Consider the following 11,286-nt stretch of genomic DNA (forward strand, 5'->3'; position numbering starts at 1 on the left):
CACCGTATATGCGGCGACTGGTGGTGGGATGTATAAGACTACCGATGGTGGTAATAGCTGGCAGGAGATAGATGAGGGTATTTGTGCGAGGAAACTTTTTTCTTTAATCGTGCATCCGGGTTCCAATCAGACTCTTTTTGCGGGCGGGCAATTTAGTGTTTATAAGACGACCAATGGAGGAGATTGGAGTGAGGTTGTTAAAGGTTTTAAGATATTAAAATTTGAGGATTTTTCAGATAACTCAGATAAAAATTTAAAATGAGAATTCTAAACTTTATTTTTTACGAAATATTTCCTGAGACTAACTTTTTACCCTTGGTATTTTGAGCTTTTTATTATAATCAGACACAAATAAATAATGGGTCAGGTTCTTATGTAATAAATTTAGATACGAATGCACTTACCCAGGGTGTATATTTTATTAAACTCGGCTTGAGTAATCAGTCTGTCGTGCAAAAAGTTGTGCTGGTAAGATAGTTATTTGTGAATTAGTATATAACATAGGAGGTTTTGTATCTAACGGATGATTTCCCGTATGAGTTTTCGCTTTGGAAACGGTTTTCTGGTGATGAAATAAACCTCCCGCAGTTCTTTACATACGGTCCGCGCTCTTTGCCGGTTATCACTGAAGACCTCAACCAGACAATCTCCTTTCTTTACGTAATCACCGGGTTTCTTTAAAAACCGGAAGCCGCAGGAATGGTCGATGCGGTCCGTGGTCTTCAGTCTGCCGCCGCCCAGTTCGACGAGGAGCATACCGGTTTTAAAAGTGTCAACCCTGTGGATATAACCACTCTTTTCCGCCGAGATGCTGTATCTGCGTCGGGCAATGGGCAGGCGCAGAATGTTATCAAAGATTAAGACATCACCTTCCTGACAACAGACCAGTTTTTTAAAAACTTCTAATGCCTCACCGCTTGCGATCTTTTTTCTGAGCAATCTCCTGCCGCCTTTTATCTTTGCCAGTCTGAGCATCTCTTCTCCAAGTGTAAAGGTGACTTTCATAAGGTCTTCAGGACCCCTTCCTCTTAATGCCTCAATCGATTCCATCACTTCCAGGGAATTGCCCACGTATTCACCTAAGGGTGCATTCATATCAGTTAAAACCGCAGTGACTTTGATTCCCGCCCGATGCCCGATTTTAACCATTGTTCGGGCAAGCTCTTTCGCCCTTCTGTACTCAGGCATAAATGCACCGTTGCCGAACTTTACGTCGAGCACCAGGCCGTTTAGATCCTCGGCGAGTTTCTTGGACATTATGCTCGCCGAAATAAGAGGGATTGAGTCGACCGTGGCGGTGACGTCGCGCAGGGCGTATATTTTCCGATCTGCAGGAGCAATCCGCGGACTCTGTCCGATCATCACCACACCGATGTTTCTGAGCTGTTTTCTCAACTTTTTTACAGTGAGGTCGGTTTTAAAACCGGCAATTGATTCCAGTTTGTCGAGTGTGCCGCCGGTATGTCCCAGGCTCCGCCCCGAGATCATCGGCACACATATTCCGCAGGATGCAAGCAGGGGTGCGAGGATCAGAGATACCTTGTCACCCACTCCGCCTGTCGAGTGCTTGTCGATCTTCGGTTTTTTAATGAACGAGAGATCGAGAGACCGACCTGACTCAAGCATCGCCTTCATAAAGTGCGTGGTTTCTTCAAAATCCATACCCTGGAAATATATCGCCATCAACAGGGCGGAGAATTGATAATCAGGGATTTTTTCTTTGGTGTAGGACGAGATAAGAAATTCTATTTCCCCGCGGCTGAACTTTCCGCCGTCACGTTTCTTTTTTATCAATTCGACCGGATTGAACATTTTCATTCAAGGGCCCGTTGCAGTTTTCTGCAGGAACCGCACTTGCCGCACATCTTTTCTTCGCCGAGATAACAGGAATATATGTACTTTAAAGGGGCATTGTATTCTTTGCCGAGTTGATAGATCTGCTTTTTAGAGTAATCACTGACAAAACTCTGGACCTTTACCTTATTCAAGGTGCTGTGAAATAAAGAATGGTTTATCGCCGCTATAAACTGGGGTCGATTATCAGGAAATTCCCGTGCCTCTTCGCGGTTAAAACCGGTGACAATGACTTCAGCACCGTAGTATTCTGCATAGCATGCGGCGATGTTTATAAAGAGTCCGTTTCTATTGGGAATCCAGACATCGGCGAGACGATTCAAAGACCGCGGTTTCTTCTTGTCTTTTGATTTGATCATCTTGAGTTTTATGAATTCTTTGAAAAAAGGAACCTTCACTATCTTCAACTCAATACCGAGGAAACGACAGATCTTCTTTGCGGCTTTGATCTCCATCCGCGCCGCCCGCTGGCCGTAATCAATCGTCAGGGCGAAAAGCACTCGGGTGCGTTTTTTCGCTATCGTCGCACTCACCGTGGAGTCCAGGCCGCCTGATAAAAGGACGATGCTCTTTGGTTTCATGTTTTGATTATAATAAATTCCCTTTTGGTGTCAAGCAAAGAAAGATATCGTTTTGCTTTACTTTATACCTCAACTCCATATAATAGATATAATAGCGTCAGTTAAATACATAATCAAAACACTCAAGCACGCTGCATCGGAAAAAGTGGGCTCAAAAGCAAGGGCTCTCTTTTTACTGAAGAATAAATTTTCAATCCTGCAGTTCAGTGTGCTCAGCACGGCCGACGCAGGACAGATAGAGATCGTCGATTAGATATTAAATATTTGGGTAGAGTTACAGAAAATCAAGTTATTCGTAATAGGTTACTGAATTCTCATTTCCTTCCCAGACCGTGATGGATTCAATGTTCTTTATTTTCTTCTTCATCTCTTTGTAAAGATAGACCGCGATCCACTCGGCTGTAGCATTGTGTTTTTTAAAGAACGGCAAGGTGTTCAGATTCTTGTGGTCGAGTTTTTTCAGATTCTGTTCGAGGACCTTTTTTACTTTTCGGAAGTCCACGGTCATACCCAGCCGATTCAGCTCTTTCACGGCGACCCGTACTTCCACTCGATAGGTATGGCCGTGCATACCCGCACAATCGCCTTTGTAGCCTCTTACCCGATGGGCTGCCGAAAAAGTTCCCTGCACTGACAATTCAAACATCTTGATTCCTTTCTCAAGCGGGTTTCTTCTTTAAAAACTCCCGCGCCTTATTGAAAAATTCAAGGGTGCTCTTTTCCCGATAATCCGGATATGTCCATTCGAGCACCTGAAATCCGCCGTTTCTGTAAAGTAATGTCACCTCAGCATAAATTCCCCTGCCGAGATATATTCTGTGGGAATAATTCTTTGTCGAGGCGAGGATCAAATTACTCAAGGACAGCAGTCCGGGGTCCAGATTGATTTTTCTGCCCCCTTTTTCATTCAAATATTTTTTTTCAAGTTCATTTGTCCGGAGCTTTGCATCGACGAGAATCTCCGGTGTAAAGGGGTTTTCAAACACCTCCCATCGTCTTAAAAGGCCCTGCCCCATCTCTTTGTTGTAATAAGCAGTATGGACAAAGGGAATTGTCGCCGACCGTAATCCGACCTTTCCAAAATTTTTTTCCAATTCACCGACCACGGGTTCAGGATTGAATTCAGGAACATAGATCAGTCCGACAATGAGAAGAACTTTTTTCGGTTCTTTAATTTTGCCCATTACACACCTTTACGCACACCCCGCAGATGTATTGGCCGATACCCCTTATTCTGGAGAATTCTTTTAGCTGCGCAAGGCAGCGTTTCAGATCAACACCCTTTTCACTGATCGCTTCAGCCGGGCATGCTTCAATACATCTGCGACATTCACCGCAGGAATCGGTGACCTCTGGATCAGGAGAAAAATCCAGATCCGTGAGTACCGAGGCGTAACGCACCCCTGCACCGTAAACAGGATGTATCAGGAGTCCGTTCCTGCCGATAAAACCCAGTCCTGCAGCCTGACCCAGCGCCTTGTGAGAGATGTGTCCTTTTTGAGCCTCCCAGTCCACGGTCTGGGACGCCGGGATTGCAAGGGCTCTTTTGTCCATATCTTCAATAAATCGTGCCAAATGGAACGCACTCTGGTCGAGAATCCAGTTCACTGTCTTGTAATGGTGTTTGTATATCAATGTCGGCTGACTCGTGATCGTCTGAAGCACTGATTTTGACAGGGGAACGCCGAAGACGACCGCCCTGCTGAAATCCAGGTTTATTTCAAGGGGCTGGATTTGATGGGGGACTTCACCGAAACCGACGATTTTGATACCCAGGCCGCTGAGGAACTTTCTAATCTCCTGTTTTATCTTCTCCGTCGCCATTCGTTTTTTCTGCCTCCTCGACCGTCTTTACTGCTTCCGGCTGAGCGGAAAACTCGTCAGCCGTCTGAGCGACCTGTTCTCCAAAATCTTCTTCCCGGGGCAGTTCACTTAAGTCTTTGATTCCAAAGTATCTTAAAAATTCTTTTGTCGTTGCATACTTTATCGGTCTTCCCGGTACGGGCAGCCTTCCGCAGGTCTTGATCAGACCTTTTTGTAAAAGTGTCTCAAGTATCCACGACGAATCAACGCCGCGCAGTTTTTCAATCTCGGGTCTTGTAATCGGCTGATGATAGGCGATGATTGCGATTGTCTCAAGGGCGGCTTTGGAGAGTCTGCTTTTGCGTTCGTGCAGGGCGCCGACCCACATTGCAAAATCAGGCAAGGTGTATATCTGATACCCGCCGGCGATTTCTTTTATTTCAAACGCCCTCTCTGTAGAGCGATATTCGTTGTTCAACTCGGTTATAAAATGTTTAATCTGTTCCTTTGGCAGGCGGGTGATCTCTTCAATCTTTTTAACGGACAGGGGCACGTCTGTGGCGATTAACAACGCTTCGATGATCTGTTTCATATTCATATCACTCATATCTTCTCCTTATGTGATTTTTTTCATATAATTCAATCAACCTATCTACAATTCTATCCCAATTAAACTTTTCGTCAATGCTCTTTTTCGCATTTCCGCCCATCTCGCTGCGCAGCTTGTCGTCATTTGCCAGCGTCTTCATCGCTCCAGCGAGCTTCGCCGCATCACCCGGTGGAACGAGAAAACCGTTTTTCCCGTCTTCAACGATGTCGGTGATGCCGCCGGCACGGGATGCAATCACCGGTTTTCTATATGACATCGCTTCGATGAGCACGACACCCAGACCTTCGATATCTCCTTTTTTATCGTAAACTGCCGGCAGAACGAGAAAGCTGCATTTTTCATAACTACGGTGCAGTTCTCTGTCTGATATCCTGCCTGTAAAAGTAACCCGTTTTTCCAGGTGGAGAACCTTCACCTGCTCTTCCAGGGCTTTGCGCTCAGGACCCTCGCCGATAATGACGAGGTTGTGTTTGACCTCATCTTTTATTCGGGCGAATGCCTCAATAAGGTATTTCACTCCCTTGCGTTCGACAAGCCTGCCCACAAAGATAATCTGCTTTGCATCGGTCGTCTTTCCTGACCTTTCGGTAATCGGGGTGCTGAAAGGGATTATCTCTATCTTTGTTTTGGCGACCGTACTCAATTCTCCGGCAGTGTGGCTGGATATCGCCGTGATTACATCGGACTTGTTTATCGCCAGAGAAAAGAGAGGCACCAGAAAGGGAAATTTCTTTTTTATCCAGCGGATTTCCACACCGTAAAAGGTCGAGAAGAGTCTCGCTCTGCCGGCGTATCTGCCGAAGAGTCCGAAGACAATATGGGGAAAGGGCCAGTGAATGTGGATGATGTCAAAATGTTCTCTCTTTACCAGTTTGGTCATCTTCAGGGTCCCGGCGATGAGATAGGTAATGATGAGGAGCAGGTATATCGGGCTTCTTTTGAGCCGATCCACGACAGTCTCTTCGTGGGTCAAATCTTCAAAGTTTTTCAAGAAGTAACGGAACCGTTCAATCCTTACTCCGTCTATAATCTGATTCCTCAACCCTTTGTAAGACGACGTGAATACCACGACCTCAACGCCTTTTTTCTTCAATCTCAAAATAAGTTCAACGAGCCACGGTGTTATGACGTCTCCGTCAAAGCGTTTATATGCGGTCGTTACAAAAAGGACTTTCATCTTTTAATCTTCCATTTGATTAAGTTCCAGATCGCCTGAATACCGTCTCTTATTCCGATCTTCTTGCCTCTTTGTCGGCCTTCGTAAGTGATCGGAACCTCAATGATTTTTTCTTTTCTTTTAAGGAGCTTACAGGTGATTTCAGGTTCGATCTCGAATCGTGAAGAGATCAAACCCAGCTCTTTTAACAGCTTTGTGGAGATTATCTTATAACAGGTTTCCATATCAGTGAGGCGGCTGTGATAAAGCAGATTTGTCAGCAGTGTCAGGAAACGGTTTGCATAGTAACTCGATCTTAAAAACTTCCCCCTGCCCAGTATGCGCGAACCGTACACGACCCGCGTTTTTTCTGCAGTCAATGGCTTGAGTAATTTCGGATATTCAGCTGGTGAATATTCGAGGTCGGCGTCCTGAATAATCGTGAAATCACCTGAAGCCCGGGTTAAACCGGCGCGGATCGCCGCACCTTTCCCCTGGTTCTTCGCCTGAAAAATCGTTTCGATTCCCGACCTTTTTTTTAGAAATTCTCTTGTTCCGTCCGTCGAGAAATCGTCCACCACGATGATCTGCTTGGGAACCTCCACCTTTTCTATAGCGGTTATTATTGTATCGATGTTTTCGATTTCATTATAGACCGGAACGATTACCGTGAGCTTCACTGAGCAATTATATTAAAATTTGTCCTGATGTAAAGGAGTAAAGCCGACACCTCTTTGGCTTCCGTATTTTCATGTACTGTTTTTATATCTACAAGTCGTGCGTAATTTTATCTATAAAATAATAAGTGATTTTTAATAAATCAAACAATTACAAAAGTCAATTCGTTCAAAACTTTTTTCCTTTTTTAACTCTGGTTTTTACTTAAATAATTACTTCAACACGATTATCTTTTCAGTCTTTTTATACTCTTCAGCCTCAAACCTTATTGTCATTTACCACAACGCCCGTCCAATTGTGCATGATGGTTAACCTTCACATCTGCCCATAAAAGGCAGAAGATAAAGGTCAATATTGCTAAACTCACCCTCTACGCATTTACGCTCTAATCTAATATATCCATCGGTTAAGGCAAAAATGAAGGTATCGTGCCATAGTTTTTATAATGTTTAGATTTGATCTCCACAGCGACGAAAACAATCTTACTGAAATGGGTTCGATTATTCAAAATTGGGTGGTGGAAAAATAGGGTTTGAAAAAACTTTTTATTGAACGAGCACGACCTTTTTCACTGCTTGATAACCACCTGCCTTGAATTGCACAAAATAGATACCGGATGATAAACCTTCGGACCTTATCAAAAACTCATTCATCCCAATCTTCGATTCTCTGATATTCTTTTTATATACAACCCTGCCACAAACATCATAAATTTTAATGGCAATCTTTCGCTCATCGGGTAAGTTGAATCTAAGCATTATCTTCCCTTTTGCCGGATTGGGATAGATTCTGAAATTTTCGATATTAACTGGCACAGCCTGACCCTCTTGTTGACCACCTCTTGATTCAAACCCCCTGCCATTTGGGAATTCATACAGACCGATCTCACCACAAACCGCATAAGGACCAAACAGGATCTTAAAGATATCGATATTGATCTCACCATCTTCGTATAGCCATTCCGGCAACCATACTGAGATTCGCTTCACCCTATCAGGGAAAATTAGTGCGAGGTCAAGTGGACACCAGTCTATACCAAGGAGTTGGAGTAGAAAAGACCCCTTTCCGCCTCCCTTATGCAAAGAGTTCTTTAGGACTTCCTTATCGGCAATCTGCTCATCGATAAAATCCTCAAATCTCTCTTAGGGATCAAAGGTCGTATCAGATTTAGCCTTTTTGCATTCCTGGATTGGAGGTCTCGCAATAGCATCGGTCAGCTCAAAATAATAAGAGAGGTCTAAACGGTATCGATTCTTGGGATTGAGATCATCGAATCGATACCTGAGCCAGAAGGGATGCCAATCAACTGACTGATAAGCCAGGTCTCCAAACCTGATGTATCCCCTGCGCTGGATACAATATTGAGACTTCTCCTCCTGGCCCAAATTGTCATACTGTTCAGGCACACTTGGCACAGTAATCTTCTTAAATTGAATTGAATATGGTGCTGAATCGCACTCGGTCCAGGCAATATACAAACAGGTATCATCCAGATCTTGACGAAACAGGGCAGTAGGATGGGCAGAGTTTTCAGGGGTAATCCGCACAGTCTCGGGTTCTTCCCAGAATGCACCGTTGAATCTTGAATAGTAGATATCCTGGTCTGCCCAGATTGTATACCAACCACCCGCATTTACCGGCTCTGCGAATAGATTGAATGGCAATGGTTCATACACCATCATTATCGTATCCCAGCCAGTTGACGATCTACTACGATAGTGCAGTTTATGGGCAACGGTTGTATCTGGATATCTATAGTCCCAGACCAGGTGGATACGATCACCGAAAAATTCAAGGTCGGGATAATAACAACCCTCTGACTCGATAATCTCTTTTTCTCTCCAGATACCATCTTCCCGGAACCGATAAAACAGGGTTGGCGCTGCAGGGTCGGTTTCATACACGATATGAATATTCTGTGAACCATCAATAGCCAATGTTGGACAGGGTGAGGATTCATAGACCCAGATCGTATCCAACTGAACATAATTGAATGCCGGGATCGTATCAAGGGCATAGAGGTTTCCATACCAGACCGCAAAACGGTGCGGATATTCCTGACCCATCGCAGACATCCAGGTTATATGAATCGTATCCTGAAAATCTATACCAGCCGAAGGCGCGGGAATCGCATATTCTGGAATGCCGATATAGACCGAATCGATAGACACAAGGAGATATGGCGTTGTCCAGTGGTCATTAAGATACTTTGTATAATATAGCTGGGCACTGCCATAACCAGTAGGCCCTACCCAGCGTCCAAAAAGACAGCAGGGACTATTTTCTGAATCCAGAACCAATGTGGGAAATGTTCCAGTGCCGATTGGCTCACTACGATTCCAGGTAATACCCCCATCAGAACTGGATATACACAATATAGTACTGTCATTTGAATTATAAGCGAGAAGAATCTCACCGGTTAAAGGATTGCGGATAATCCTCGATGCATTGTTATAGGCGGTTGCCCGGGCAAAACCCGAGGTTATGGGAACTGTCTCAACACTGTCTTCATTCGAATAGCTACTTTCGTTCTGATTGGTGTCAACCGCCGAAACCACATAATAGTAAATCTTATTTAAAAATATCGAGGAATCAATATATGTAGTATCTGCAGCAAGGACTGAATCAAGGGGTAGCCCATAACCACCCGAAACCTCGGCTCGATATATTCTGTATAATTTAAGATCACTATCCGCAGATGAATTCCAAATTAATGAAACAGTCTGATTTAATGAATCATAACCTGCGACTAAATTTGTCGGCGCGGCCGGAGCCACGGTATCAATATATACCTCAACCTGATTGGAAAATCCTCCTTCGTTATTTGAATTGTCAAAGGCTGTGGCAACATAGTAGTTCATACCCAGCAATGGAATGGTATCAACAAATGTTGTCTCTTGCGCCGATACCGTTGCATATGGTATTGTATCATACTGATATGCAATATTTGACCGATAGATATGGTAACCAGCAAGGTCAGGTTCTGAATTCGGACTCCAGATTAGTTTTACCTTCTTGGCACTCGCCGTGATTATCTCACAATGCAAATTTCTGACCACGGCAGGCGGTGTAAAAAGGGTGTCACCGATATATAGATATATCTCATAATCATTACCATCCCAGGCATCATAAACCACAAACCCATCGTGCACTTCAATCCTACCAGTGTGAGATGCGTCATTGTCGACTAAATTCTTGATTTCCTTTCCATCGTAATACGTAGCGTTATCAATGGTTGTCCAACCTCCTGCATCTTTTCTGTATCTTGCCCACACTGCTTGACCATTATGTATGCCCCAGATAATGTAGTATGGATATGCCCACCATGGACCATATCCGTCGTCCAGAATTGTATCTTTACGACCAGTATAATAGTGCAAATAGCAATGATTTGAACCATCAGCTGCATACCAAATAACTTGTCCATTATCAATCTCCGGAGTGTAACAACTATGCCCCTCGCTAATTTGCCGACTAGCCAAACCATCATACAACCATACACAAGAAGGACGGCCATCATTGGCATGCTTTATCCAGGCTACTTGGCCATCCGAAATCACCGGTAGCCGATGACTTGAATCAGGTTCATTCGTAATATTTTGAATCGTTACACCATCATAAAGGTACACATCATTCTCAGTCCCGTAATAATCAAACGTATGATCCCAAACGATCTGATAACCGTCAATATCTACCCCACCATAGTATCTACCTAACTCCTCAGTAAAAGTATCGAGATCAGCTAAATTACTGGTAGCAAAATGGTAATACTCGATCCATGTTGTATCAGGATAACCATTGCCATAATATGAGCGTAGAGCAATACCGCTGGAATCGATGTCATATATGTTTCGACCTCGGTTTCCTGATGCAACGATTGTAACCGATGTTCCATCGTAATAGTATATTGGATTAGTATAATCGTCAGGATAACGACGCCAGACAACTTTATTCTGCCAGATAACAGGATAATTGTGTTCTCCACCTCCAGGACTAATCGTATCAGTGGTATTATTATAAAAATCATAGAGCATTATTTCACCTAAATAACTATCGGCTGGTGCCTGGGTCCAGACAATCTTATTATGATAAACATCCGGTTGAATATCATTCAAATCATTATCAGTCAATTGAATTACCCCAACAAAAAAGGTCCAGGAATAAGCAATGGTCTGTTTTGAATCAGTAGTATCTATACTTTTACCGGCCAAATCCCGAATACTGTCTGAAAGTCTTACCTGAACCGTATCCTTAAATCGAAATGAATCAACCTCAAGCAAGAGTTTATAAAGCGGTATTGAATCTACTTGGATATAAGAAATATTAATGATTGGATAATTAAAACTATCTGCCTTTAAACTCTGGATTTTAATATTCTCTGCGGTCAAAGTTGTTGTATCCATCGGCTCAGAGAAACAACACCAGATTTTATGTTGTTTATTCGACACAAAGGCAAACCAATCAGATGGATAGGTCTGCTTGACCCTGGGGGCAAAGTTGTCGATATGGACCAACACCGACTCGGAATCGGCATTGTTTCTGACGTCGTAAGCTTTAACTTTCACCCAATAAAAACCGTCTTTAAACTTGGCGACTTCAATCGA

General features: G+C 43.6%; 12 protein-coding genes and 1 pseudogene. 3 read left to right on the top strand and 10 right to left on the bottom strand.

Going from position 1 to position 11,286, the window contains the following annotated elements; all coding sequences use genetic code 11:
• Positions 1–28 precede the first annotated feature (28 nt).
• Entirely contained in the window at positions 29–262 is a 234-nt protein-coding gene (locus tag ENI34_03420) for a hypothetical protein (GenBank protein HEC78176.1), read from the top strand.
• Between the two features lie 80 nt (positions 263–342).
• Positions 343–477, top strand: a pseudogene (locus tag ENI34_03425) (T9SS type A sorting domain-containing protein).
• Between the two features lie 39 nt (positions 478–516).
• Here ENI34_03425 and ENI34_03430 read toward each other — a convergent pair.
• Positions 517–1,812, bottom strand: coding sequence for a thymidine phosphorylase (locus tag ENI34_03430; protein HEC78177.1), 1,296 nt, complete (start codon positions 1,810–1,812; stop codon positions 517–519).
• A 2-nt stretch (positions 1,813–1,814) separates the two neighbouring features.
• The gene (gene queC, locus ENI34_03435; GenBank protein ID HEC78178.1) at positions 1,815–2,435 is read right to left on the bottom strand and encodes a 7-cyano-7-deazaguanine synthase QueC; all 621 of its coding nucleotides are present in this window, start codon (positions 2,433–2,435) and stop codon (positions 1,815–1,817) included.
• Positions 2,436–2,487: 52 nt separating this feature from the next.
• On the opposite strand from queC, the gene ENI34_03440 reads away from it, so the two are divergent.
• Complete coding sequence (locus tag ENI34_03440) at positions 2,488–2,688, top strand: hypothetical protein (protein HEC78179.1); 201 nt, start codon at positions 2,488–2,490, stop codon at positions 2,686–2,688.
• A 36-nt stretch (positions 2,689–2,724) separates the two neighbouring features.
• Here the strand turns inward: ENI34_03440 and queD are convergent, their stop codons facing one another.
• From queD to ENI34_03480, 8 genes are all read right to left on the bottom strand, one after another.
• A complete protein-coding gene (gene queD / locus ENI34_03445) occupies positions 2,725–3,081 on the bottom strand; it encodes a 6-carboxytetrahydropterin synthase QueD (GenBank protein ID HEC78180.1) in 357 nt (118 codons plus the stop codon).
• Positions 3,082–3,094: 13 nt separating this feature from the next.
• Positions 3,095–3,619 carry a DUF4416 family protein gene (locus ENI34_03450; protein ID HEC78181.1) on the bottom strand — a complete coding sequence of 175 codons (525 nt, stop codon included), beginning with the start codon at positions 3,617–3,619 and terminating at the stop codon, positions 3,095–3,097.
• The gene (locus tag ENI34_03455; protein ID HEC78182.1) at positions 3,606–4,259 is read right to left on the bottom strand and encodes an epoxyqueuosine reductase; all 654 of its coding nucleotides are present in this window, start codon (positions 4,257–4,259) and stop codon (positions 3,606–3,608) included. The genes ENI34_03450 and ENI34_03455 overlap by 14 nt, the downstream gene beginning before the upstream one ends.
• Positions 4,228–4,836: an SMC-Scp complex subunit ScpB gene (scpB, locus tag ENI34_03460; GenBank protein ID HEC78183.1), complete on the bottom strand. Its 609-nt coding sequence runs from the start codon at positions 4,834–4,836 to the stop codon at positions 4,228–4,230. Before scpB ends, ENI34_03455 begins: the two co-directional genes overlap by 32 nt.
• Before the next feature lies 1 nt (position 4,837).
• On the bottom strand, positions 4,838–6,025 hold the full coding sequence (locus ENI34_03465; protein ID HEC78184.1) for a glycosyltransferase family 1 protein: 1,188 nt from the start codon (positions 6,023–6,025) through the stop codon (positions 4,838–4,840).
• Positions 6,022–6,684: a glycosyltransferase family 2 protein gene (locus ENI34_03470; protein HEC78185.1), complete on the bottom strand. Its 663-nt coding sequence runs from the start codon at positions 6,682–6,684 to the stop codon at positions 6,022–6,024. Before ENI34_03470 ends, ENI34_03465 begins: the two co-directional genes overlap by 4 nt.
• 543 nt (positions 6,685–7,227) lie before the next feature.
• The gene (locus ENI34_03475; GenBank protein HEC78186.1) at positions 7,228–7,806 is read right to left on the bottom strand and encodes a T9SS type A sorting domain-containing protein; all 579 of its coding nucleotides are present in this window, start codon (positions 7,804–7,806) and stop codon (positions 7,228–7,230) included.
• 18 nt (positions 7,807–7,824) lie between these two features.
• Positions 7,825–11,247 (bottom strand): hypothetical protein, encoded by a 3,423-nt coding sequence (locus ENI34_03480; GenBank protein ID HEC78187.1) that lies wholly within the window; start codon positions 11,245–11,247, stop codon positions 7,825–7,827.
• Positions 11,248–11,286: the final 39 nt, after the last annotated feature.

This window comes from candidate division WOR-3 bacterium (assembly GCA_011052815.1).
Lineage (GTDB): Bacteria > Hydrothermota > Tepidihabitantia > SM23-42 > SM23-42 > DRIG01.

Coding starts and splice junctions, on each gene's coding strand:
- queC (HEC78178.1), bottom strand. CDS start 2,435: ATGAAACCAAAGAGCATCGTCCTTTTATCAGGCGGCCTGGACTCCACG.
- ENI34_03450 (HEC78181.1), bottom strand. CDS start 3,619: ATGGGCAAAATTAAAGAACCGAAAAAAGTTCTTCTCATTGTCGGACTG.
- scpB (HEC78183.1), bottom strand. CDS start 4,836: ATGAATATGAAACAGATCATCGAAGCGTTGTTAATCGCCACAGACGTG.
- ENI34_03420 (HEC78176.1), top strand. CDS start 29: ATGTATAAGACTACCGATGGTGGTAATAGCTGGCAGGAGATAGATGAG.
- ENI34_03455 (HEC78182.1), bottom strand. CDS start 4,259: ATGGCGACGGAGAAGATAAAACAGGAGATTAGAAAGTTCCTCAGCGGC.
- queD (HEC78180.1), bottom strand. CDS start 3,081: ATGTTTGAATTGTCAGTGCAGGGAACTTTTTCGGCAGCCCATCGGGTA.
- ENI34_03465 (HEC78184.1), bottom strand. CDS start 6,025: ATGAAAGTCCTTTTTGTAACGACCGCATATAAACGCTTTGACGGAGAC.
- ENI34_03430 (HEC78177.1), bottom strand. CDS start 1,812: ATGTTCAATCCGGTCGAATTGATAAAAAAGAAACGTGACGGCGGAAAG.